This window comes from Pseudanabaena minima str. Chao 2107, assembly GCF_051131155.1.
Classification (GTDB): domain Bacteria; phylum Cyanobacteriota; class Cyanobacteriia; order Pseudanabaenales; family Pseudanabaenaceae; genus Pseudanabaena; species Pseudanabaena minima.
In genome coordinates, this window is record NZ_CP159508.1 from 590343 (window position 1) to 612698 (window position 22356).

17 protein-coding genes are annotated in these 22356 nt (G+C 39.8%); 3 read left to right on the plus strand and 14 right to left on the minus strand.

Annotation, left to right across the window (positions count from 1 at the left end):
* Nucleotides 1-89: 89 nt before the first annotated feature.
* Nucleotides 90-1103, plus strand: coding sequence for a 2-hydroxyacid dehydrogenase (locus ABM313_RS02725; protein WP_434686171.1), 1014 nt, complete (start codon nucleotides 90-92; stop codon nucleotides 1101-1103).
* A gap of 266 nt (nucleotides 1104-1369) precedes the next feature.
* Here ABM313_RS02725 and ABM313_RS02730 read toward each other — a convergent pair whose 3' ends face one another.
* The 6 genes from ABM313_RS02730 to ABM313_RS02755 form a co-directional block, all read right to left on the minus strand.
* On the minus strand, nucleotides 1370-2548 hold the full coding sequence (locus tag ABM313_RS02730) for an amidohydrolase family protein (protein WP_434686173.1): 1179 nt from the start codon (nucleotides 2546-2548) through the stop codon (nucleotides 1370-1372).
* Nucleotides 2549-2600: 52 nt separating this feature from the next.
* Nucleotides 2601-3020: a DUF4019 domain-containing protein gene (locus ABM313_RS02735; RefSeq protein WP_434686174.1), complete on the minus strand. Its 420-nt coding sequence runs from the start codon at nucleotides 3018-3020 to the stop codon at nucleotides 2601-2603.
* 162 nt (nucleotides 3021-3182) lie between these two features.
* Complete coding sequence (locus ABM313_RS02740; RefSeq protein ID WP_434686175.1) at nucleotides 3183-3560, minus strand: hypothetical protein; 378 nt, start codon at nucleotides 3558-3560, stop codon at nucleotides 3183-3185.
* Nucleotides 3561-3564: 4 nt separating this feature from the next.
* A complete protein-coding gene (locus tag ABM313_RS02745) occupies nucleotides 3565-5325 on the minus strand; it encodes a vWA domain-containing protein (RefSeq protein ID WP_434686176.1) in 1761 nt (586 codons plus the stop codon).
* Nucleotides 5326-5455: 130 nt separating this feature from the next.
* Complete coding sequence (locus ABM313_RS02750) at nucleotides 5456-6391, minus strand: hypothetical protein (protein ID WP_434686177.1); 936 nt, start codon at nucleotides 6389-6391, stop codon at nucleotides 5456-5458.
* 20 nt (nucleotides 6392-6411) lie between these two features.
* On the minus strand, nucleotides 6412-8274 hold the full coding sequence (locus ABM313_RS02755; protein ID WP_434686179.1) for a CHAT domain-containing protein: 1863 nt from the start codon (nucleotides 8272-8274) through the stop codon (nucleotides 6412-6414).
* A 902-nt stretch (nucleotides 8275-9176) separates the two neighbouring features.
* Between ABM313_RS02755 and ABM313_RS02760 the strand changes: the two genes are divergently transcribed.
* A complete protein-coding gene (locus tag ABM313_RS02760; RefSeq protein ID WP_434686180.1) occupies nucleotides 9177-9887 on the plus strand; it encodes a PspA/IM30 family protein in 711 nt (236 codons plus the stop codon).
* 40 nt (nucleotides 9888-9927) lie between these two features.
* A complete protein-coding gene (locus ABM313_RS02765) occupies nucleotides 9928-11340 on the plus strand; it encodes an ABC transporter substrate-binding protein (protein WP_434686181.1) in 1413 nt (470 codons plus the stop codon).
* 206 nt (nucleotides 11341-11546) lie between these two features.
* Here the strand turns inward: ABM313_RS02765 and ABM313_RS02770 are convergent, their stop codons facing one another.
* The 8 genes from ABM313_RS02770 to ABM313_RS02805 all read right to left on the minus strand — a co-directional run bounded on the left by ABM313_RS02770 (nucleotide 11547) and on the right by ABM313_RS02805 (nucleotide 22323).
* Nucleotides 11547-12515, minus strand: coding sequence for a DUF1822 family protein (locus tag ABM313_RS02770; RefSeq protein WP_434686182.1), 969 nt, complete (start codon nucleotides 12513-12515; stop codon nucleotides 11547-11549).
* 21 nt (nucleotides 12516-12536) lie between these two features.
* Nucleotides 12537-13181 (minus strand): sigma-70 family RNA polymerase sigma factor, encoded by a 645-nt coding sequence (locus tag ABM313_RS02775; RefSeq protein WP_434686183.1) that lies wholly within the window; start codon nucleotides 13179-13181, stop codon nucleotides 12537-12539.
* Nucleotides 13182-13320: 139 nt separating this feature from the next.
* The gene (locus ABM313_RS02780; protein WP_434686184.1) at nucleotides 13321-15756 is read right to left on the minus strand and encodes a CHASE2 domain-containing protein; all 2436 of its coding nucleotides are present in this window, start codon (nucleotides 15754-15756) and stop codon (nucleotides 13321-13323) included.
* Complete coding sequence (locus ABM313_RS02785; RefSeq protein WP_434686185.1) at nucleotides 15757-16893, minus strand: DUF1822 family protein; 1137 nt, start codon at nucleotides 16891-16893, stop codon at nucleotides 15757-15759.
* 67 nt (nucleotides 16894-16960) lie between these two features.
* Nucleotides 16961-18352 (minus strand): hypothetical protein, encoded by a 1392-nt coding sequence (locus ABM313_RS02790; protein ID WP_434686186.1) that lies wholly within the window; start codon nucleotides 18350-18352, stop codon nucleotides 16961-16963.
* Nucleotides 18353-18529: 177 nt separating this feature from the next.
* Complete coding sequence (locus ABM313_RS02795) at nucleotides 18530-18901, minus strand: HepT-like ribonuclease domain-containing protein (protein ID WP_434686187.1); 372 nt, start codon at nucleotides 18899-18901, stop codon at nucleotides 18530-18532.
* Nucleotides 18894-19193, minus strand: a complete 300-nt coding sequence (locus tag ABM313_RS02800; protein WP_434688339.1) for a nucleotidyltransferase family protein — start codon at nucleotides 19191-19193, stop codon at nucleotides 18894-18896. The genes ABM313_RS02795 and ABM313_RS02800 overlap by 8 nt, the downstream gene beginning before the upstream one ends.
* A gap of 19 nt (nucleotides 19194-19212) precedes the next feature.
* Entirely contained in the window at nucleotides 19213-22323 is a 3111-nt protein-coding gene (locus ABM313_RS02805) for a type ISP restriction/modification enzyme (protein ID WP_434686188.1), read from the minus strand.
* Nucleotides 22324-22356: the final 33 nt, after the last annotated feature.

Consider the following 22356-nt stretch of genomic DNA (forward strand, 5'->3'; position numbering starts at 1 on the left):
CCTTTATTCTTTTGCAGTAATACTAATAGAACTTAAACAAAAAACGAAATGTAGGGGCAATTTATGAATTGTCCCTATGGTAAAATTTTATGAAAGTCGCCTTTTTCAACACTAAACCTTATGATCGCCATTCCTTTCATGTTGCGAACAAACTGCATCAACATGAAATAGTTTTTTTTGAATGTCATCTCAGCCATGAAACTGTTTCCTTAGCCGCAGGATATACAGCGGTCTGTATTTTCATTAATGATTACCTCGATGCTGAGATGTTAGAGAAGCTTGCTCAAGGTGGTACAAAATTAATTGCTTTGCGATCAGCAGGTTTTAACCATGTAGATTTAGCGGCGGCATCACATTTAGGATTAACGATTGTGCGCGTTCCAGCTTACTCTCCCTATGCAGTTGCTGAACATGCCGTTGCTTTAATTTTATCGCTTAATCGTAAAGTCCATCGCGCCTATAACCGTGTTAGAGAAGGTAACTTTTCCATTGAAGGATTGCTCGGTTTTGATCTGCATAATGCAACGGTTGGTGTAATTGGAACTGGACGAATTGGTGCAATTTTCGCCAAGATTATGCAGGGATTTGGTTGTAGATTAATTGGCTATGATGCTTATCAGAACTCAGCTTGCTTAGAAATGGGAATGACCTATGTGCAAATATCAGAATTATTTGCCCAGTCAGATATTATTTCGCTCCATTGTCCACTGACTCCCGATTCACATCATTTGGTTAATGCGGAAGCGATCGCCCAGATGAAAACTGGGACAATGCTGATTAATACTAGTCGTGGTGGTTTGATTGATACTCAAGCCGCGATCAACGGTCTGAAATCAGGTGCAATTGGCTATCTCGGCATTGATGTATATGAGCAAGAAGCAGACTTATTTTTTGAAGATTTATCCAATGAAGTTATTCAAGATGATATATTTCAGCGCTTGTTGACTTTCCCCAATGTGATTGTTACGGGACATCAGGCTTTCTTTACCAGCCAAGCTTTAGCGAATATTGCCGAAACTACACTCGCCAATATTACTGAATTTGGACAAAGTGGAAATTGTGTAAATGAAGTCAAGATCGAACAGGCGATCGCCTCAAAATAAACTAACTGTAATGGAAGCTACTTATAGCTGTCGCCATCCCAAACCCAAATAGTGTGAGGTGGAGCGAAGCTCCACCTCACACTATTTGGGTTTGGTTTTCAAAACACAAAATGTCGTAGCCATTTTATGTTTTGGTATAATTAGGGCTTACTGAAAAAGCAAGAAAAGCATACAAGCAATGGTTTTCAAGGAGATCGAAAAATGATAAAGTCAAGGCGATCGCACCATCATTGCAAATCCATAGGATAGATATTTAGCGATTAGATTCAACTCGATTGGTAATTGCTAGAAAGTGCAGCTTTAGGTATGGGGAGCGACTGTTGAAGCTCTAATTTAGAATCAATGTTCTCCATTTGATTTTTCTCCCATGCTCTAACTTTCGTTTTTGCCTCATCAAAGATCCGTTGATAGTTGCCAATTCTGACTTTAAATGATGCTTCTTCATTGAGTAAATTCCATAAGGGTTTGTAGTCGTTATAAGTTTTAAAGTAAGCTGACTCGTTCTTAGGTGCAACAGAATCTGTCCCAAACAAGAAGCGATCGGGATACTTATTGATGAGGTTTGCAAATGCACGGGTAGCTTTTGGTTCTTTTACAAAGTATTTCGCTACTTCATCCCAAGAAATATCAAAATTGACATGTTGATAATCTGGATCTTTTAAGATCTCCTCTAGTAAATTTAGATGATTTTCTCTAGGTGCAACAATACGCCCTAAACCATTGTGCGCCCAGATAATTGATGTTTTTGGATGGTTTTTAAAGAGAGTTTTAAGATTATCAAAATAGGCGGGTCTATCTCCTGTAATGGGTCGAACAGTGTCAATATCACAATGGATTAAAGTTACCAATCCAATATCACCAGCTAGAGCAAAAACTCGATCTAAAGCTGGATTAGTCAAACTTGCCGTATGCCCAACCACCTTATCACTGACAAACTCTTTATGAATTGTGAATTCACCAATTCCAGAGAAAACTCCAGGGTACATCTTTAAGACTCGGATAATATGAGCAGTTGCATACATATCTGTAGGATTAAAACCAGTAATCATCGGGTCAAAATGCTTTTGCTGATCTGGAGATAACTTGAGATATTCTTGGGCAATCATTGCGTCTACTAACGAATAGTAATAAAGTTCTGTATCTGAGAGTAAATAATAGTCGGGAGCGCGTTTACCATCAACGAAGTAGTCCCATTTTTGTTGAAGGGGAATTCCAAATATTGCTACTCTGTCAACCTTATTGCCCAGCAGATTGAGAAAATCGTTTATTTTAATTCCTTTTTGAATATAGTTGGTCAAATGAAAGTGGGAATCATTAAACAGGATTTGGTTTGTCCCTTGAGTGCGACCTTCTTTGCCGATTGCCGAAAACGACAAGGAAATCACAAATAAAATCGAGAACAAAAAAGCAACTAAGGAAAGTTTATATCTCTTTAAATAAAGCATTTTTTAACCCCAATGATCGGTTTTGTCTTTTACTAGCTGAATTCTGAAACGACTACTGCATCAGGTTATACCCAACGATTCTAGCTTTATCTCCTTCTATGACTAGCACAAACTCTTCGGTGATAGTGACATGGGTAAACTCAGTGTTATATGTGAGAGTTGCTAAGGTCTCAGTAGGTGTGGACTCGATATTAAATCCTAATAAGTTAGAGCTTTTGACCTTTCCCAGACGCTCATGGATAGCTTTACAAGCCTTAAGGGCAGCACTTTTTTCATGTTGTTGCTTGAAGCGATTATCTGCTTGTTCGTAAATTTCACTGCATTGCTGAGCGTTCAGTCGATTATGGAATTCTACAACAGCACTCTCCGCAAGCTCTTTTCCTTTCATTAGTCCATTCCAAAGAGCACAAGAAGAGAGCAAAATTGTTGCGATGATTGGAATAAATAGAGAGCGAGATATTTGTTTGTACATATCGAACATCTCCAACCTTATTAAAAACTTTTCAACTGACGTAACTCTTATATCTCTGAGAATCAGGCAGTTATGCAACAGTGTTGCAGCTAGGAAAAGAATATTCCCGTTCTAGAGGATGATCGGTGCGAAGTCCTGCTCATCCTAACTTCCTAAAATTTTTTATGGAGATTGACAAGAGAGAAGTTTAGATTGCGGGTAGGTAGATAGCAGTTGCTTCTGACGCTCTTGATTCGATCGCCCATAGGTATTGAGCGATCGCACTGCATCAGGAGCAGGAATTGTCGATAAAATTTCTTGTCCAATATCGCTAAAGGTAATCACTTCCTTAATTTGGAGATCGCGATTTTGGTGTTGCTGATAAAGATCGTTGTAAGCAGAAGCGATCGCTTGCCATTTGTCTTGAGGGCAAAAACTGCGATCAATGAGAATAGTAATTTGGGTAGGTGGTAAGGCAAAGGCGATCGCACTGCCCACAAGGCAAAATCCTAGCCATCCCAAACCAAGAGTAATCACAAGCTTACGATTAAGTTTATTCATGGGTTTACAGATTAGTTTGAAAGATTTCTTTGAGGAGGTTCTGGACGTTTTGGGGCGTACCGACTTGAACTGTTGACTCGCGGAGAGCAGCGATCGCTTTCAGTTCTTGTTGATTGACTTCGCCATAGGCGATTGGATAAATCCGCACATCGCTAAACTTCATCAAATCCTTGACCTCTTCAAATTTCAATCCTGTAGTCACTTCGCCATCAGTTAATAACAGCAATCGAAATACACCCGTAGGATCAGCTTTGCGGCGTTCCATGAGTGGGGCTAAACCTGCGATCGCGCCATCATAAAGAGCTGTATTCCCATCAGCTTCAAGTACATTGATCGCAGCGAGTAAACGCTTATGTTGCAAGGCATCGAAGGGAGATAGATTGACTATATTCTTGACGCGATCGCTAAAAGTGATCAAACCAACTTGATTGCCAGCATTGATTTCTTTCGTAGCAATGCGTAAGCCTTCTTTAACCGCTTTGATGCGATCGCCAGCCATCGAGCCACTGGTATCAATCACCATCATCATATAAACAGTTCGCCCACCATCTTTACGTTGTTTCCAGAAAGTAAGTGCCGTTTTGAGAACTTCTCCTGAAGGAATAGCAGGAAAGTTCTTTTGCTTAAAATGTTCCAATACCTCAGGAGCTGCAAAAGCAAGTTTCTGCATGGATTCAGAAGTTGCAAATTCGGCAAATTGTTGTAATCCTTCTTGTTGTTCAGGCGTATTCCAATCAAAACCTACTAAAGGGGCATTATGAGGTATTCCAAAGGGAATATAGGCAACTTGCTCAAACCCTGGGAGCTTTTTCAAAGCTGTAAAAGCTACTCCATCAAGAGGGAAAGCTTGCATCTTTTGCTGATCGCGTACAAAGATATCTTTCAGTTCTAAGGTTGTAACTGATGTGACGATCACTTGCTTCTGGAAAGCATCAAATACAGAACTAACTTGAGGAACCTTTAAATCTTGGACTGTGAGGGGTTGCTTATCGCGATCATGTCCTGCGGCTTGCCAAAGAATTGTATAGAGAAGATTGAGTGCTGTTGAACTTGAATAGGGATTGGGATAGCCAATAGACATTTTTCCTGTGGTGATAGCATCAAGCAAACGAACGAAAGTTACTTCTCCACCTTTAGCTAGTTCTTGGTAAATGTCACCTCTTACTGCAAAGCCAGTACCATTGATTTGTAATGCTGGAGAAATTACTTTGACTGGGACACCATCACTTTTGAGGATTTCAATCCACAAATCATTGGATGGACTGAAGGCAGCAGGTTTCATCGTCTTAGAAGAGATCAGCCGTTCGGCTAGACCAGATGCAATATTCCGAACTCCTACTCGGACTACCTGACCTGACTTTAAAGTGATATTTTTCGCGTTAAAAGCTTCAGCAACGTCAACTAACCAGCGCTCATCTTGTCTTTGAGCATTAGCTTTTTCCGCAGAGCTATAAATCTCAACATATACTTGTTTGGGATCATTGGTCGGCTGAGCCGCATATAGAGGGAAGTCTTCAATTTTGGGCAGTGGTTCTTTAATGCTATCCGTAGAATATCGCGCTGCTGCCGCATCGGAAACTAAGGCTTGTTCGATTCTAATTTTAGGTAAAAAATCATTTTGAATTGCTTTGCTGGCTGTCTCAAAAGAGTCGATTTTAATCGTTCCACAAGCGACAAGTAAAGTCAAACTAAGCCCGATTGCAAACCATAAAGATCGCAGAGTTTTGAGTTTTTTAAATAGGCGATCAAAAGCTAAATCAATCATAATTCTTGCTTTATTCATTATCATAAACATAATTTTGGCTGAATTTATTTGTTAAATAGTTTTTCAAACCAATTAAACCAATCATCAAAAATACTACGTTTAACTGTGGTTGTCTGATAAGCATTAAGGTTTAAGAAGAGACGTATAGTATTAGCAATTTCATTAGCTTCTGATTCTTTGAATTCAGTTCCAATAAATAATATTGGTATAAGATAAGATTTATTATTACCATCAAGAATAGAAATAGTATAGGATTCTTCTCTGTGATAATCAGCAGAGTTTTTTCTCCTAATTCTTCTATAGTCTTATCTAAACTAATCGCTCTGATTTCACTAAGTTGTATTTCAAGCAAGTGCTTTTTTCTCCACAATGCTAAAACAATTAATTTGCCAATATCTTTGTCAAAGACATATACCTTACCAGATAGTATATACAATATTAATATAGCTATAATCAAATACAAAATCATACATATTAAAATGTTGTTAGACGAATAACCTCTAATACACCAAATATTTAAAAGATAAGACTTGTTAGCATTAATTGATAAGCTTGATGAACTACGATCAGACAAAAAATTATTTAATTTGATAATTTGTTTATCTAATAAATTTGGAGATATATACAAATAAATCTCTTCTTTCTCAGTAACCAATACTAACAAATCATTCCTTGAAATTAAACGGTCTGAACTTGAAAGTATATCAATTGTTTTTTTAGTCGTTTTAAGTAACCTCCCATGTTTATCATTTATTACTTTTTCTTCATTACCAAACAAATAATTTCCAGATAGTGAGCAACTAATTTGACCTTGTGCTTTAGTACAATTTAATCGGGAAGAATTTAAAGCTCTAGGCATTATAAATAATTCATCTATAATTGACACGGGTAAAGATACTGGCAAATTAACACCCCAAAATATATCTACACTAACAAAGAGAAGCACCATTGATAAAACAATAGCGATCACAATATTGCTAGGGAATTGAATAATAAGTTTGTTCTTCCTATAGCTAACAAATGCAGAAAACTTATGCTTTGAAGGTTGATTGATTTTATAAGACATAATGATTTACCTATTCGTTACTAGTTTTCATTTGCTTGCAAAGTGATTTTGTTCGTATCGATCGCTAATCTCAGCTGAGCAGGAAGCTCCATTTTGAGATTAGAACTATTGCGATCTAGCGAAAGCAGTAAAACTTGATCTTGTAGATTTTGTAAAAGTTCATGAGTAGCTTGGAGGCGATCGTAACTGGCTTGTAAACGTCGCTGGGCAACCACGCGATAGTTCTCTGACTTCACTTGATCGATAGTCGCGATCGCATCAGAAACCTGTCCCGCTAAATCCAAAACAGTGATCAAAGTCTCTAAGATATCCACCGTCATATCTGGTTCCTTCTCAACTATTTTTTCAGCATAAGCATGAATCTCCCTCGCCCATGCCTTTACCCTCCGCCACTGCATTCCAGTAGCGAGCGACTTGTGTTCTAATCTATCCAGTTTTGAAGCAAATACATAGCGATCGAGCAAGTTATTTTCATTCAGCCAAGCAAATTCCTTCTTAACTAGCCATGACCATGCACCAAAGACGATCGCGGCGATCGCACCACCACTCGCAATCACAATCGGACGCGGACGCAGTACCGCCACAAAACAAGCCAAACCCAAAGCCGTTCCTGCCAAAAGCATATAGGTTTGTGGTAATTGGAATAGTTTTGTCCTTTTCATAGGATGCTTACCACTAGGAGATGTTACTACTACTCTCGGTTCAGTCGGTATTGAGTTAGAGATGATAGTGTCGAGTCCTGCGCCGTATTGGAGCCTACCCACTGGCTGTATAAAATTAGGATTCATTTCTTTAGTAGTTACTTGTTCAACCCTAGAAAACAACCATTGCAAAGGCTTTTCTGCGGGGTTTTGACAGATAATCGGTAGCCAAGTCGCACAGGGGAAGCGATCTTCAATGCCTTGCAAGCGCTCTCTCGCCCGACGGACTGATAAGTAACAAGAGGTTCCTCTTGAGAAGTCTTCGAGAAAGTAATGGAGAAATTTCTGTGCCACTTCATCGGGGATCGGTTCACGCATCACGATTACTTGGGGAATGTGCAAATCAAATAGTGATCGCGCCAAGCCCAAACCATCACAGGAGTTGAAAATCGCTAACCTCAACCCATTGGATACAGCAGTCCTCAGGGCATAGCGCAACTGTTCCATCCTCAGACTTTCTGTTTCGTTGATATAGATCCTACCAATATCTTCTTGAGTGGAACTATGCCCTGCAAAAAAGAGAATATCCCATTGCTGTTGCCATAGCTCATCATTAAGTTGTTGGCGCTTCGGTTCTACTAACAGAGATACTTCTGCATTAGGTAATTGTTCAAGCATGGCGCGATCAGCATCGATATCGATACCTTCACTATTACCGAGAATTATGAGTATACGAATCTTATCAGAATGTTTTTTGGTAGGGGTGATACTGGAATATGCAGGAGCAGCGATCGCAATTTCGGACTTGGTAAAGCGGCGATCAAATAAATCCCACAAATGCCAAGGCATCTTCTGTAAATAGGGATTTCCCGATTGCAGAAGTACTCGTACTTCATCATTTCTGTAGATATTATCGGAGACTAACTCCCTCGCAGGCAGGAAAGACTGCGATCGCAACCATTGATTGAGTTGTTCTGAGAGCTTTTCGGCAGCATCATAACAATCTTCAAGAAAGGAAACGTTAGTAACAGCATTTGCATCTGCCGACAGTCTCGTTGTTCCACCTATCTTTAAATAAGAAGATTGCCATGCATCATAGAGTTGAGGCAATTCTTTTAATGGAGGCAAATTTGCAGCGATTTCGGATGATGGAAGTGCTCCTTCTTCACCAATCTGGATTGTTACTGCAAAACCCTGCTCGAAATTACCGTCATTAAATTTAAGGGTTACTAGCTTACCCATAATGGCGATCGCTCCATCAAAATATCTACAAATTCATCATGCACATTTTATTTAGATTTGTCATTAAATTACCTTTGTAAATACAAAAAGCAAATTAAAAATGGTTGCTTAGTTTCACATAGCTCTGGTGATCGCTGAACTATGCAGTAAAAAGCTAACTATTTAGCTACTCATCAGACTTAAACAGCTAACTTACGCAGTAATTAACAAAACTTAAACTTTTCCTGAGTCATGAATTCTCATCGTCCACGCTTGAGAGCGTAAACAACCTTTTCTACCATTTTCTTTTTTGATTGGGATTTCTTAACTGTTCTGATTTTAGTAATCTCTCTGCCAGATCCCCTCGTCTCTTTACCAATTCTTCAAGCTTTTGCTGTAATGGAGTGCATTCAATATCCACCTGTAAATCTTGGCACCACTTCCTCCAACAAGCTAACCATAAGCCCAACTTTTCATCCCATCTCAAGTGATGGGGGCGCGATAATGCGAGCAACATAATAAATGAGACTAATCCAAAAGCGACTAAAAACGACCATTCCAGAGACATATTGAGATTTAGATGTATAGCTACCGTCGATTGTGTTAGGACAAAATCAAAACCCAAGAAGAGAATGGCGACGCTTCGTGTCGCCATTCTCTTCTTGGGTTTTATGTCCTCATACACTTGGCGACAGCTATATGTACTTTGCTGGTGATTTTTAGGTCTAGGCGATCGCCCAGCTATGCAAAAAGCAAATTAGCGATCTCCTTTTCTATTGTTAAGCATTGTAAAGAACTGCGTAAGTTCCCAGATTAACCATGATGACTAAATAGATTAAAGATGCAAATCGAGAATTCTACTTGCATACATCATCAATCTTTAGCGATAGATAAAAGCACATGTAACTCACAGTCAAAAAGATATGAAGAAAGTAATGTATTGGTTGATTGGAGAAAAAGCTGGTAGAACCGTTGTCGGAACGTGGAACTGGCTCTGGGGAATTCCTGTAGATGCAGGCGGCAAAGTGGCGGTAGCAGTTGCCGAGGAATCACTACAATCGATGCAAGAAGGTGTACATCGTCTAGCAGAAGCAGTTGCTATTCAGGATGCTTCCTATCAAAAAGCCAAGAAGATGCACGAGTCAAAACTTAAAGAATTAGAAATTCTCAATAGACAAGTTGCGACTGCCCAGAAGCTTGGGAACGAGTTAGCAGCAAGGCAGACAATGGCAAAAGTGATTCAGATCGAGCAGGTTCTACCAAGCCTCGAATCAATGATTCGTCAAGCTGAACAGGCGGTCAATCAGTCTAAAGCAAAGCTCGATCGCGAACGAGTAAAGATCGAGTCATACAAGTCTGACATGCAGAACATGAAAGATCTTGCTGAGGTAAACGAAGCTTTGGCAATCATCGCCAGTGTCAATAATGAGTTTGATATTGGCTCAGCCAAGAGTCAATTTGAAGAGGCAAAGAACGCTGTGGAAACTCGCAATTTGCGAACAAATGCACTTGCCGCTCTATCGGAAAATCCGATCGCAGTAGTAAATGCTGAAATCGAACAAATGACTTTGGAAGACGAAGTAACGCGCCGCCTTCAGCAAATCGGAAATTCTGACCTTCAACAATTGAATTAATTTGACTTAATCAGAGAGTAAAATCAAGGAGTAAATTGTCATGGCAAATTCAAAAGCAAACAAAAATTTCTCTTCACCACCACCAATTGTTTTCATCTTGCTATTTTTGAGTTTGGGTATTGGTGGATATTGGTGGTCTCAGAAAGCTTCAAATCCACCAAATTCTTCTGTTTCTTCAAATCCACAATCTCCATCTGCCCAGAGTTCCCAGAATGTCATTAGTATTGGAGACAAAATTCTAATTAGCGATAAGCTAACACCCGAAAAACAAGCAGGTGTTGATGCTTTGGCAAAGGGAAACTGGAATGAGGCGATCGCTAAATTTCAAGCTTCACTACAGCAAAATCCTAACGATCCTGAAGCCTTGATTTACTTGAATAATGCCAAAATCGGGGATGGAAATACCCTAAAAATCGCCGTAAGCATCCCTATTGGCAGTAACCTTGATGTTGCACAGGAAATCCTGCGGGGTGTAGCGCAGGCTCAAGATGAGGTCAATCGCAGTGGTGGCATTAATGGAATTCCCATAAAAGTAGCGATCGCTGATGATCGTAACGATGCCAATCTTGCTTCTCAAATCGCGACAGAATTTGCGAAGGACGATAAAATTCTGGCAGTTGTTGGACATAATGCCAGTAATGTATCTCTAGCTGCTGCGCCTATTTATCAACAAAATAATTTAGTCGCGATTTCTCCCACATCTAACGCTGTAAACCTATCGGGAATTGGCAGCTATATTTTTCGCACCGTACCAAATATCCGTAACGAGGCTCTTGTTTTAGCGGAGTATGCCACCAAGGCAAAAAATCTTTCAACGATTGCTATCTGTTACGATTCTAGCTCTGTGTCAAGCCAATCGCTGAAAGCGGAGTTTACCGATCGCGTCGTATCTAATGGCGGACGTATCGCTAAAACACCCTGTGATTTTGCGGCTATAGACTTTAGCCCTGATCGCATCATTCCCAAGTTCATTGCTGAAGGAGCCGATGGCTTACTTTTACTGCCCAATATTGACAAAATCAATGCAGCAACGGATATGGCAAGAGCTAACCAAGGGAAACTCTCTTTAATGGGCAGTTCGGCAATGAATACTCACAAGACTCTCCAATTAGGTCAGAAAGATGTTAATGGTATGGTGATTAATTCAATTTGGCATCCCGATACCGATTCTGCAAATCCTTTTGCTAAAAATGCTCAAAAGCTGTGGAGTGGAATTGTTAATTGGCGCACAGCAACATCTTATGATGCAATGCAGGCAATTATTGCAGGATTAAAGCAAAATCCTACTCGTAGTGGCTTGCAACAAGTGATTTCGCAGCAAGGTTTTTCGGTTAATGGAGCTACAGGAGTTGTGAAGTTTCTACCCTCAGGCGATCGCTCTGATACAAATATGCTCCTCAAAATTCAGCCAAGCAAATCATCAACTGGCTACGATTTCGCTCCCATGCAATAAATATCTCTTCTGATGAAATAAAGCACCGCGCTTAGCGCGGTGCTTTATTTCATCTAGATAAACTCAGTTCGGGTTAATTGTAAACTGGCTCCTAGAAAGGTTTCGCGCTGCGAAACCTTTCTAGGAGCCAAAACAGTAAAAGCCTCGCTTTGCGAGGCTTTTACTGTTTTGGCTTTTAAAATTTTGTAGCTTATCCCGAACTCACGTTAAATAGTAAAATTTTCTATCAAAGAATTGTCATTAAGAGAGACTCGAATACTAAAACGCTCTCCGATACTGCCACTAAATTGAATATTAATATAATTATCAACGCTTCTAGCTTGTCCTTTTAAAAATTCATTGCCCGCATCATCCAAAACGACTAATTCAATCAATTCAGGCAGAAAAGCTTCTGAAATTGGATAAAGAGATAAACGAATATCGATCTCGTTTTGACCCTTTGGCGAAATTGTAGCGATTAAGGCTAACAAATATTTAGGCGTTGTAACACCAAGTTCAAACAATATGCCACGTCGAATTTCCTCTGAATTAGTCAAATTGTTGCGGAGAGACTTTGAGATTTCTTTTGTACGATAAGCATACTGAGACTGTTTGCTATCTAGTAGATTTTCTATCTCTTCCCATCCAGACTCAAAGAGATTCTGTAACCAGTTGCTAAGACTTACAATAGCTTTATTACTCCCAAAATTTTGTTGACTAGATTCTCGCAAAGCTGCGATCTCCATACATAAATTTTCAATCGGTTCTAAGCGATTAAGGGCAATAAACTCGGTTGATACTTGCTTTACAAATCCCAAGAGCCTTGCCGATCGCAGATTTTCCTCAAATTGCACAACTACATAGCCGATCCGATCTTCCCAGACTTCGGGTGGTACATAACAGGTTGATTCCCCCAATTGGAGTGATCGGCATTCTAATTTACCAATTCCCTCAATTTCTAAATCCGCAACATCTGCACAAATTCTCACCACAGGATGCCAACTATCACTAGTTTGCAAACTAGTTGAGATTCCCATCATCTCTAAATAATCATGCATTACTAGTACCGCTAAAGTATTACGCTTCAAGCGTTCGGTAACTTCTGGAAGAAGTTGTTGCGATGCAACCGATCGCGCAATATCACGATACTGATTAGAAATTGGTAAAGACAGAAAATTTTCTTCAAGATTATTCATATTTATTGCTCTTGAGTGCGATTAGGCAACTCTTTGCTGTTCATAAAATTCTTTTAAAAGAGGAATACATTTTCTTTGATAAAAGCTGCTGAGTGTCGAGATTGGAAGTGCAAATTCCTGAGCCAAAATCTGCCAGCTAGATTCAGGAGGTAAGCGTCTGAGAATTAAAACTTGAGCATTAACATCAGCGCGATCTCGTATATATGTACGCTGCAAAACTTTAGTTTTATCTGATTCCACCCATTGTCGAACTTGATCTAGCAAATTAGATGGCTGTGGCGGTGCAATTATGAGATCTACTATCTGATCAGTTATTTTGCGATCTTCTCCTTCTTCTAGTACATGTTGCAATTGCTGTTGTTGATTTTCGATATACATATCTTGCAATCGGCGCTTAAGGTAAGCATTCATCCAAGTAATAACATTACTGCGATCGGAGTCATAGGCAGACTTTGCGGTAATAGCCTCACAAAGATTTCGACAAAAATATAGCCACGTTAGTTGCAAAGCATCTTCGTAATAGGTTGAGCTATCTTTCCAAAGTTTCTGTGAGCGATTAATTAATCTAATCAGTGAAGTTAACGCCCTCTGTCGAGCAATACTTCCGTGTGGATGCTGACAAGTTTCTTGAACAAGCTGCTTTAATTGTTGTTCTAAAGCGATCATTTTAGAAGTCTATAAACTAACTGTAAATCACTTAACTATAACGCTCTACGTTATGGCTTATTACTTCTCAGCTAATATCAGCTATGCATCATAAGTAGCTTTTTTGTGGCGCGGCAAAGCCGCGCTACATCGCGCTACATTAGGATGTCCAAAGTTTAGGTAAACAATAAATGATTGTGGCGATCGCAGGCAATACTATTGGCAAAATCACACCACCCGAAATATACATCTCGATACTCACTAAGATATACAGACTCAAGCTAGCACCCAGCACAATATAAACCTGTCGTTGCGATCGCGGTTGCCAAAACCCCACTAGAATTGCTCCACCAGTGAGAAATACCATCACCATCCAAGAGTCAGGAATTGGCACAACATAGCGATCGCGCAAGAAATGATGGACTGCATAGGCTTGCACTTCTCCACCTGTATAGCTTTCACGTAGTTTAGTTGATGCAGATTGCTGAAGCCAATAACGCACTGCGGCTGGTTGGACAAAGGAGTCTTCGCCTTGTTTAAATATTCCCGCTTCAGAATAGTTTGCCGAAATGATTACGATTTGAGAATCTAAGATTTGTGACTTGTTCTGCAATAATTGCCACGCAGGAATTGTTTGGTAAATGCGATCAGGAGGAATGGAAAAATCAACAATGGGATGCAGCCATGACTGACTGATCGCACCTTGAGCAAAATCTGTAATTGGTGACATTTGCGCTTTAGGTGAAATCAAATTGCGAAAAGTTTTACCCTGTAGACGGAGTTTGTCAGAGATTTGAGTGAAGAGATTTTCATTGGGAGTTAGAGGCGATCTCAACTTTTGAGTTTGTCTGAATCGATGCAATCCTGCTAACAAATAGGTAAATGGCAATTTAGGTACATCAGATTGCACTAGGGGCAAATACTGCACCGACATATGAATATGTCCATCCACGCTGCCATTGTTACTGGCAATTTCAGGTAAAGTCTCTAACCAATTCCCTTCACTATAAACAGAAGTGAGGACAAACCAAGTCTCATTTTGTTGATTTACCCCATTTTGAATCGCTTGACCTAGAGAGCGATCGCTTTGTGCATCATCCTTGCCATCTTTGCGATTGCGATGGGAGCGATCAAGTAGATAGTCAATTCCGATAATTTGAGCCTTTTGGCTAGCTAAGTGATCAACTAATTGCGCTAAATAGAGGCGATCCATTGGATACGGATCAGCGATCGCGGCTTTTTGTAAAGAAGTTTCATCAATTTGGACTAAAAGTACGGGAGGGGATTCGTTGGGAATGCGTTGAGTTTGCTGGCGATAATAAGCTTGTAGCCAAACGCGACGATCAAGCATCCATTCTTGAAAGGATGGAATAAGGCTAATTGCTAACAAAGTACTAAGAGCAATTGCCTGTAATGGCTTGGGTAAAACTCGCTTGATGAATGCATTTATCCCCTTGCTGGGTATTTGAAATAGGGGCGCATCGGGGTAGCGAAATAGCGAAGGAATGAGATATACCGATGGAAATGTTAAGCGTTCTTCTTGTAAATAGCGACAGGCTTCAAACATAGATGTGTGAGCATCGTGATGTTGTGCCAGATTTTTGAGAAACTGCACCAAAAAACTCTGGGCTGCCAGATTGTGAATCGGTTCGCGCATAGCGATCGCCTGCGGTATACCTACTTTAGAGAGCAACCATGCTGCGATCGCAGTGCCATTGCAAGAATTAAATATTGCGATTTGCAACCCTTTTTCCTTTGCTTGCAATAGATAAGGTTCTAAATCGCTCATAGTCAACGAGTGTTGAGGTGCAACCAGTAACTTACCAACCGTTAAATTAGTTTGGTCGCTATGCCCTGTAAAAAAGAGAATATCCCATCCCTGCTCATCGGCGATCGCATTACAGATTTTTTGTTTGGGATTAATTTTATTAGCTGTATTGCTATCCCAACAAAGGGAATGAATTTCTGCTAATCTCGACAAAATTTGCATTGCTTCGCGATCGTGCTGAAAACTCAACCCCGTTTCATCGCCAAAGATCGCTAAAACCCTAGGTTGGCGGCGTGTTTTTGGTGGCAAAATTTCTTTACTTGAAGAGAAACTTCTGGCAATTCGCACTGTGTTAAGGGCAGCAAATTCATCATGTAACTTCCAAGCTTCCCAAGGCAAGCACAGCAAATCATCAGAACAATTAATCAGTAAATCTATATGTACTGAAGATGGATCTAAAGATTTGGATTCAATAGATATCAGGCGAGCTGATCGCTTCACCTCTTCCCACAGCTCATAGAGTTCTGGACTACGTAGCCAAAAGTTAAATTCTCGAATTAGCTTCTCTTCTGCTTCCCGTAGTTTTTCATGCCAATCCACATTTGAGAGCGAGAAGCTACCACTGCTCTGTACCTTTCCCCGTAAGGCGTTAGCTATAGACACATGACGATAGTAGTTAAGATAGGAAAGTTGCCATTCATCATAGCTCTTAGATACAAGTTCAGAATAGCTAATAATTATACGTGGAAGACATTGATTTTTCCCCCATTTCAGATGAAATCGGCATTGTGTCCCAATTTTCTCAACTTCTAGATAGTAAGTCGGCATTTAGAGCGTGGGGTAGAAGGCAAAAGCTGGTAAGGTTAACATAACACCACTGGGCAAAGAAATCGATACTGTGAAGGCTTCATTTTGATTACCTGTGACACAGGCATAAAGATAGAGATCTTTACTATTAGCTTCTAAACGTCGATCTACTAAAACTTGCTGTTGATCGCGAACACGCATTCTCACGCCATGGGGAATCTCATTAATAGCTTGACTGCCTATCACAAGCAATAAAGACCATTCAGGATTTTCGGAGAACTTACTATCAGTCCATACTGTCGCATAGAGACGCAAATGGCGATCGCCTAGTTGAAAGTCTTGGTAGGCTGCTTTTGCAGAAGGGGGAACCTGAACATGCAAACGTTCTACTTCACTAACTATCGTTTCTAGTTCCTCTCTAGGCGAACGTAAATCTGAAGAACGCATCATCGGTGCGTAGGTAGGTAATAGATGCCAAGACAAGTTTTGTGCGACTTCATCCAATTTTTCTTGCAACCATAGTCCCGTGTTAAGGATTAGCTCCGTTATCTTAACTTGGGGTAATTCCGTAATTGGTTCTAGTTGCGATGCTGTAATAGGCTCTAAATGTTGGAGATACAACAATAATCGTTCAGGTTCATACTCAAATAGTGATATTGGCACTTGGTAAGTATTGTCATGATCGCATTCTGAGGTCTGTAAATACTTTATGAATTGTGAATAGTGACTAAACCCTAAAATCACAGCCTGCTCAATTTCTTCCTGGATTTCCACAACGACTATAAAAGCATTATGGTTTTGAGCAGTAGCGAAGTTAGGATTAATAAAATTCCTGTGAACTTCCACCCTATCCCCAGATGATTGCGTAATTGCCAATATGTAAAGGATGAAATCTCTAATTTGCAAGTACTTGCTGCTTGTGATGTCTTCTAGTGTATGTTGAGGAGATAAGTGGGGTAGGCGATCGCTTAGCCATTTCTCAATAGTTAAATAGGCGAGTGCATCCAGATAAGCTTGCCATCGGTTATTAGCACTTTGCGATAGAGCGATCGCTTGACGAATAATTGTGGAAGATAAAGCGATCGACTCAAGGGGTATGGTTTCAAATTCGCTAATCATTGGCTTTCCCCCAGAACTGAGTAAGTTGATTGTCATCATGACGTTGATTGTTTATTCTAATTCGTTGTCTATTCATAGCGCTAGTTATGTATTAGTTATGCAATCCTTAGCATTGATGTACTTGCTGTAGATACTTACAGAGCTTAATCGCAAACCGACTGCGAAAAGGAGTTCCTTTATTCTTAATACTTTCAGTCTCGGCATGTTCCATTTCTTCCTCCACTAGTTCCTGCAAAACAGTTTCTAATTTTTGATCAAGTTCACATAGTTGTGAAGCGTCAGCATAGAACTTAACTAGTTCGATTACTTGATTGCGTAAGCTCCCTAAGATTTCACGGCGAATATCTGACCTTAATTCCTTTAATTTGAGGAGGCGCGTTACCTGATATTGTGCACCTAACCCGACTGAGACTGCAATTTCTGCCATAGTTTGCCCATGACAATGAAATAGACTTAGTCCTGTGAGGAAGTTTGCTGCATGATCAGGCGATCGCTGTTTAAGTTTGGCATGGTGTATTTCTGTTACTTTGGCGATCGCCTGTTCTAAACTTTGCTCAAACTGTTGACGGTATGCTGCTAAGAAAGCCAAAGCCTCATGCTCATCTTCACGATTAGTCATTAAAGTCTCAGGATTAATCGATATATTTGGTTGATCGAAGGAGACTTGCCGAGACTTGCCGCCTCTGGCCTGAATGCGATATTGGCGTAATTTGCTTGCCATCTCTTGCAATTTACCTAAAATATTAGTTGCCCCAATATTTACAATATGGTTCTCAGTATGATTTACAGCTAGATATTCGCTAATCTTCTGTATCTGCTCTGGAGTAGGTGCAGGACATTGACCTTTGCTTCCATTTAACCGCGACTGTAATCGATCCATTCGATAAACTACATGATAGGCTTCTAACAGATTCTTTGACTGTTGAATGGAATATTGAGCAGTTTGATAAAACTCGCTATAAATGCGCTCTAATTGCTTTGGACTAGTGTCATTGAGAATAGCCCAATCACTGACTAAATAAACACCATGCTCCAACAAAAAAGCATTTAACTCCCGATTTTGTTTTACTTTGCGACTTGTCCAAGTTGCTAAATTACTACGTTCATGCTCAAAACTATCCAAGATTTCACGGGCAACTGAGATAAATCCACTTTGGTTTTGAGGTCGATCAATAAAATCATTCAACACAAAAACTAGTAGGTCAGGATATCTAAATCCATGGTCTGTTCCAAATTGATTAGCAATCTGATAACAAGTTTGTTCGATTTGATTGGAAATAAAGCACCGCAGACAAATTTCGGCGATCGCTTCGCCACTTTGCCACAACTGCCATAGTTGCCTCTGAATTTGTAAATCTGTCAATTCAGGAACAGCATCAAGATCATCTGTTGCCGAAAATTGCTGCAAGAAAAACTCTCTAGCATTGGCGATCGTTTCGCGGATGCATTGCCCTGTAGCCCTTAACTTTACAAATTGCCAATAATGGCTTGCTTTCATACCAATTTCCGTAGCTATGCCTATCTGTTACTACTTCTCACAAACTTTGATCTATGCAGTTGAGATACCCTAAACTACTCGCTTTCGTTTCAACATATTCGGTCCCATTTCTACCAAAATGTCAATATCATTTGATGGTATCGATTGAGGTATCTCCACGGAAGATGTCCTGCATTTTTAAAAAGCATCATTCCGAATTTTTTGCATAGCTTCTTTAAGGTAGCCTATTTCGCTAGAGCATATTTGATATACCTCAAACGCGTCAATACTAAAGCAGTCATGGGCTAAAATATTTCTCATTCCCATGATATTTCCCCACTCAATATCAATATGCTGATCGAAAGCTTTTTTGCTAATCATTTTTTCGATTCTATTAATATTCTCGCCAATTGCGACTAACATCATCGCAATTCCATCTAGTCGATCAAGTCCATTATCATCACGCAGAAAGTCCTCAGGCGAATTGATACCTGAAAACCGTCTCTCAATTCTTCTAATTGCTTCTTCAATTTCAAGAAATAACTCTAAAAGCATTGTCCGATCATACATAAACAGCCTCCCGTTCAATTCTTGCTTTTAAATACTTATTCATACCGTACCAGTACCGAATTACATCCACTTCTTTCCCAAACTTTGCTTCTAGTTCGTTTTTAAGTCCAATGCGTTTTAAAATATTTGGTTCCATTTCTACCACAATATCAATGTCGCTTTCTTCGGTCGCTTCGTTTCTTGCTACTGAGCCAAAGACACCGATCTTCGTGACTTTATAGCGATCGCGTAGTTCTAACTTCAAACCACGCAACTCATTCAATATATATTCTCGATCTAGCGAATTTGTAATCATTAATTTACCTTGCTACCTAATCCTTTGGTAATCCTAGATCTGGTAAACCTTTCACTATTTTAACGGTTTCTAAGCTGACGGTGATGACTTGCTTAATCAATCTCACGATGTATTCTTCATCATCAAGGCAATTAGGATCGTTGGTGATGCCGCTTCGTTTGTCGGTGCTGACTTGGTATTGATCGATGATCCAGTCTAGGGCAGAACGGTTGCCTAGTTTATATTCAAAGGTTTCTGGGGGAATGCCTGTAAGGGTGAGGAAGTCGTTATATTTGATTTGGGTTTTGTCTTTGCTGAGGCGCATTTTTTCGACTCGCCAATCGATTGGCAGGTCTTTATTTTCGATATGTTTGAGGCGATATTCGGGTTGTTGTTCGTAGTTGATATGGATTTCGGTGAGGCGTTTTCCTGCTGTGGCAAAGGGATGAAATTCTGGTGCGAAGGGGATGCGCGGTAGTTCGCGTTTGAGGTTGGCAGCGTAGCGTTGGCGATAGTGAGGATGATGGAGTAGGGCGTAGGTGTAATGGAAGATGTCCCATTTGGTAATTTTGGGATCTTGATAATGAGTTTGGAATTGTTCTAATGCCCAATCGGTAATATTTTCTTGGCGATTAGTTCCATCTTTATCATAAATATAAAATGGGAAACATTGAGTTTGTCTACCGCCATAGTGCATACAGGGAATACAGTTTGTTACTTGTGAAGAGAAAGGTACTTGAGCCTCACACACAACAGAAATTATTTTATTCTCTTCTTCTGTATTTGGGGTAGGAAAAATGATGGGATTATTGAATATATCTTGATTTAAAATAGGGTCAAAGAATAGATAAGAACTTGTATAGGGTCTATACATAGAACGCCTAATTTTATGTTCTGAAAACTCTGCTAATCTGGCACGTTTTAAATCTGCTTTCAGATCTCGACTCCAACTTATCCTAGATTCATCGTATAGAACAAAATCATCTAAATTTATATATTGATCAGATCTGTGAATCCATCGGCTAACTTCCTGATTATAAGTTTCTATATGTAGTTTTACTTTCTCTACTAAATGATCTCGATTAAAGTTGTAAACCCATCTGTCTCTGTTGGTAACTACACCAAGACTGTAAACTTTAAAGATTGAATTAACGGAGTCCTTACTTGAGCGAGATTCTTTATTCCCAATCGAGATAAAATTCTCAAATTCTTCTTCTAAGCCTTGAGTCAACCAAGTGTTACTTTTTGTTGGTTGTATATTTTCCCAATCAATATTCCTAATAGATTCAAAACTATCGAGATTACTTAACTTTTCCTCTTTTCTTAAAAAGTCATTAAAACACTTATACATGATAGTTGCTTTAAGATCAGGTATATCTGACAAACCTTTTTTGACACAGATATTGATGCTGACACCTACTTGAATACCGAAAACATTATGGGTAGTTCCAGATATTTTTGGATTTTTTCTGACATCTCCTAATAAATCAACAATATAAATGGAACTAAATTCTTGACTCAAATATTGTCTTACTCCATCAAAAGCACGCTGCTCTAAAAAGCCGTTGTTAGTTACAAATGCTATGATTCCTTCTCCATCTCTAAGGATTCTATCAGAAGCCCACCGAATAGCCTTTACATAAGGATCTCGAAGTTTATTTACATTAGTAGCTTTAGAAGCTTTTGCATAAGTATCTGCTATTCGATTATCAATACCTTGTCGATCACTTCTCTCATACTTACGGTTTTTGTTATTGTCATTTTCATCAACTTGGTTGGTATTGTATGGTGGATTACCAAGAATCACAAAAATTGGAGATTCCTGCTGTTTTTTGACTCTCTGAGTGTTTTCTGGGACAAATAACGATAGCTGTTGCTCATCAATCATTTCAAAAGTATCAACTAAACAAATCCCCTCAAACGCCTCATACTTCCCAGTCTGCTCAAAATACTCATGCTCAATATTCATCGACGCAATGTAATAGGGCAACAACATCACCTCATTGCAATGCAACTCATGCTCATACTTGTGAGGCAAAGCCGACTTTTGGATTTCCGCAATCTCACGCATCACCCGCATAATGAAATTTCCCGTACCCACAAACGGATCGAGAATATGCACACCCTTATCCACTAGAGACTTGCCAAACTCCCGTTGCAAAATCTCCTCCACACTCTTCACCATGAAATTCACAATCGGCTGAGGTGTATACACAATCCCATGCGTATCCGCCACCTTTGTCGAAAAACCCTGAAAGAACTTCTCATAGACCGTATTCAAAAAATCCTGCTTTTGCGAAAAATCATCAATCGTCGCCGCCGTCTCTTCGATCGCCCCATAAAACCGATCCAAACTACTCAAAAAATGAGCGCGGCTAAAATGCTTAGAGGTTAAAGCATTGATCACCTTCTCAATCTCAACGGCAATAATATTTCTCTGAGCAAAATCAGGATTATTAAACACACTCCGAAATATACGCTCGGTCAGCAAATGCTGAATCAACATCTCCTCAACTGCTGATTCGGCAAGATTAGGATTAATCGACTGCCGACAAAGCTGCATAAATGCCGCAAACGCATCGATAAATTTCTTGTTAGTTTTCTCCTGTGTGCGGATTAGCTCTAGTAGCGCTGTAGCATGATCCTTCACGCGATCGCCAAATTCCTCAGCCGCCTTCTCCCATTGTGCGATCGCTGGCGCACGATATTCAAAAAACTGGCGCACCACATCCACCAATTCTTGATCTTTGGTAATGTCCACATCCATCACCAACTTGCCATCTTGATAAAGAATCGCGCGATCGGGTTGTTGAAAAATAATATTGTCTTTGGGATAGCCTACAGCAAACTTTTTCTGAACTTCCTTCTTCAGATCATCCTTACTATCCTTCGCTTCCCAATAAGCACGCGGCAAATGATAAATATCTACCAACGCCCCATCAATGCGAATTGGTTGTTTTTGCGATCGCTTAATCGCAAATTGTTGCTCCAAAGTCCAATCAAACTGTCTTCCACAGGACTCAAGCAACTGCTGAAAAGCCGACAGCACTGCGCCCTCATGGACTATCCCTAACTTGCTATAGCGATCCAAGGCTTCATAGTAATTCTTAATCGGCTTGTGTGATGGCTTCAGGCTGAGACTAGGCATATTAAGACTGCACGAGATTTTTATGTGATAACA

What these genes read in the sequence shown, in the direction of transcription:
- ABM313_RS02775 (WP_434686183.1), bottom strand. Translation starts at nt 13,181, where the DNA reads ATGATCGCTTTAGAACAACAATTAAAGCAGCTTGTTCAAGAAACTTGT.
- ABM313_RS02790 (WP_434686186.1), bottom strand. Translation starts at nt 18,352, where the DNA reads ATGAAAGCAAGCCATTATTGGCAATTTGTAAAGTTAAGGGCTACAGGG.
- ABM313_RS02750 (WP_434686177.1), bottom strand. Translation starts at nt 6,391, where the DNA reads ATGTCTTATAAAATCAATCAACCTTCAAAGCATAAGTTTTCTGCATTT.
- ABM313_RS02740 (WP_434686175.1), bottom strand. Translation starts at nt 3,560, where the DNA reads ATGAATAAACTTAATCGTAAGCTTGTGATTACTCTTGGTTTGGGATGG.
- ABM313_RS02785 (WP_434686185.1), bottom strand. Translation starts at nt 16,893, where the DNA reads ATGATGACAATCAACTTACTCAGTTCTGGGGGAAAGCCAATGATTAGC.
- ABM313_RS02755 (WP_434686179.1), bottom strand. Translation starts at nt 8,274, where the DNA reads ATGGGTAAGCTAGTAACCCTTAAATTTAATGACGGTAATTTCGAGCAG.
- ABM313_RS02725 (WP_434686171.1), top strand. Translation starts at nt 90, where the DNA reads ATGAAAGTCGCCTTTTTCAACACTAAACCTTATGATCGCCATTCCTTT.
- ABM313_RS02760 (WP_434686180.1), top strand. Translation starts at nt 9,177, where the DNA reads ATGAAGAAAGTAATGTATTGGTTGATTGGAGAAAAAGCTGGTAGAACC.
- ABM313_RS02765 (WP_434686181.1), top strand. Translation starts at nt 9,928, where the DNA reads ATGGCAAATTCAAAAGCAAACAAAAATTTCTCTTCACCACCACCAATT.
- ABM313_RS02780 (WP_434686184.1), bottom strand. Translation starts at nt 15,756, where the DNA reads ATGCCGACTTACTATCTAGAAGTTGAGAAAATTGGGACACAATGCCGA.
- ABM313_RS02805 (WP_434686188.1), bottom strand. Translation starts at nt 22,323, where the DNA reads ATGCCTAGTCTCAGCCTGAAGCCATCACACAAGCCGATTAAGAATTAC.
- ABM313_RS02745 (WP_434686176.1), bottom strand. Translation starts at nt 5,325, where the DNA reads ATGATTGATTTAGCTTTTGATCGCCTATTTAAAAAACTCAAAACTCTG.
- ABM313_RS02735 (WP_434686174.1), bottom strand. Translation starts at nt 3,020, where the DNA reads ATGTACAAACAAATATCTCGCTCTCTATTTATTCCAATCATCGCAACA.
- ABM313_RS02795 (WP_434686187.1), bottom strand. Translation starts at nt 18,901, where the DNA reads ATGTATGATCGGACAATGCTTTTAGAGTTATTTCTTGAAATTGAAGAA.
- ABM313_RS02730 (WP_434686173.1), bottom strand. Translation starts at nt 2,548, where the DNA reads ATGCTTTATTTAAAGAGATATAAACTTTCCTTAGTTGCTTTTTTGTTC.
- ABM313_RS02770 (WP_434686182.1), bottom strand. Translation starts at nt 12,515, where the DNA reads ATGAATAATCTTGAAGAAAATTTTCTGTCTTTACCAATTTCTAATCAG.